General features: G+C 45.7%; 2 protein-coding genes and 2 pseudogenes. 3 read left to right on the top strand and 1 reads right to left on the bottom strand.

The window, feature by feature from the left end:
• From F6K49_RS45795 to F6K49_RS45785, 3 genes and pseudogenes are all read left to right on the top strand, one after another.
• Positions 1–335: pseudogene (locus tag F6K49_RS45795) on the top strand (hypothetical protein); the annotation flags it as partial.
• A 21-nt stretch (positions 336–356) separates the two neighbouring features.
• Positions 357–761 (top strand): annotated as a pseudogene (gene lepB, locus F6K49_RS45790) (signal peptidase I); the annotation flags it as partial.
• A 160-nt stretch (positions 762–921) separates the two neighbouring features.
• Positions 922–1,122 (top strand): hypothetical protein, encoded by a 201-nt coding sequence (locus F6K49_RS45785; protein WP_293108928.1) that lies wholly within the window; start codon positions 922–924, stop codon positions 1,120–1,122.
• Here the strand turns inward: F6K49_RS45785 and F6K49_RS45780 are convergent.
• Positions 1,068–1,769: ABC transporter permease (locus F6K49_RS45780; protein ID WP_293108925.1), on the bottom strand; the 702-nt coding region annotated here is incomplete at its 5' end. The genes F6K49_RS45785 and F6K49_RS45780 overlap by 55 nt on opposite strands.

The following is a 1,769-nucleotide window of genomic DNA, read 5'->3' as shown; positions in this document are numbered from 1 at the left end:
TTGTAGGCTTGCTTTCGGCACTAGCTGGCGGTCAAGACTTGATACGGCACTTGACCCTGAGGCTAATTTTGTGGCAAAGGGGAGCAATTCCTTGGAACTATGCCAGGTTCCTCAGTTATGCCGCAGAACGGCGGTTGATTCAGCAAGTGGGAGGCCGTTACCGTTTTATTCATGATTCCCTACGTCAGTATTTTGTGGGCAATGAACCTGTTCCAGCCCCCCTGATTGAAGGTTATAAAAACCCTGGGCTGGGCTATATTCTGTTGGGACTTTCTGTGTTTGTTTTTCTAATTCTTAGTAGCAGCATCTATAGGGTTGACAGTGGGCTAGAATGAACGGTAGTACCATTAGTCCAGAGCGGTGATGTGGTTCTCAGTGATATTGTCACCCGTCATTGGCGCAAATTCCACCACGGAGATGTGATTCACTTTCGGATTACCAAAGATTTGGCACAGCAAGGCTTTAATGGTGATTTGGACTACATTATGCGGATTGTAGCGTTACCTGGGGACAAGTTTGCCATTAAGCAAGGAGAGGTTTATGTCAATGGTCAACTGTTGGAAACTGACTACATTCAAGGAATCCCGATCCAAGATTACGACGAAGTAGAGAGAGAAATCCCTTCTTGTTGTTATTTAGTTTTGGGTGAAAATCCAGATGATCAGGATAAGTTGTTGATGGGCGAGGTGGATAGGGATCAAATTTATGGTCAAGTCTTATTCCGTCTTTTTCCTTTTGGACGATTTGGCAGGGTGCATTAATCTATATTTGTTGCTATAAAAGCTGTTGTACTTTGACCCGGTGGTGCGTTACGGGGCGGGCTGTTCCAACTGGCTAGGAGGCGGAAAATTAGAGCCACCCCTAACGCACCCTACTGGCGTGGCAAGCTTAATTTGATGCATTAGAAACAGATGGGGGAGTGTGGGGAGTGTGGGGAGTGTGGGGAGTGTGGGGAGTGTGGGAAGATGGGGAGCAAAAATCTATTGCACTATTTTAAGCTTGCCACGCCACTACGCAACGATTCCCTATTCCCTATTCCCTACTCCCTACTCCCTACTCCCTACTCCCTACTTTCTCCTCGTTTGCGGATCCAAAGCATCTCTCAATCCATCCCCAATATAATTAATACTAAGCACTGTTAAAAAAATCGCTAATCCTGGAAAAATTGCCATATGAGGCGCTATTTCAATATAATTTTGGGCATCAAATAGCATCCTTCCCCAGGTCGGAACATCAGGGGGAAACCCTAATCCTAAAAAACTCAAGGTAGACTCAGTAATAATCGCATTTCCCACGGCCAAGGTAGCCGCAACAATTACCGGACTAAGCACATTAGGAAGAATATGAGCCCAAATCAATCGACGAGGTTTAGCACCAATCGAGCGAGCTGCGGTTACAAAATCCATCTCCCGCACTGTCAAGAAACTAGCTCTTACTAATCGCGCCACGGACATCCAATTCAAGCAACCAATTACTAGCACTATTAATAGAAAAATACCTAACTCTGGCCCAGCCAGCTGCCGCATCACATCTCGGAATAAATAAATCACTAACAGTAACAACGGTAGCTGAGGTAATGCTAAAAATAAATCCGTCAGGCGCATTAGGAAGGTATCGATTACTCCTCCATAGAAACCAGATAACGCTCCAATTAACGTTCCCAAAGAAATCGCCACTACCATCGCCGCAATTCCCACCGTTAAAGAGATGCGTCCCCCCCACAATACCCGAGCCAGTTGATCCTGACCTAAATCATTAGTACCAAAAGG

It is taken from the genome of Moorena sp. SIO3I6, assembly GCF_010672095.1.
Note: the sequence above shows the minus strand (reverse complement) of the source record. Positions and strands in the feature narration are given on the sequence as shown.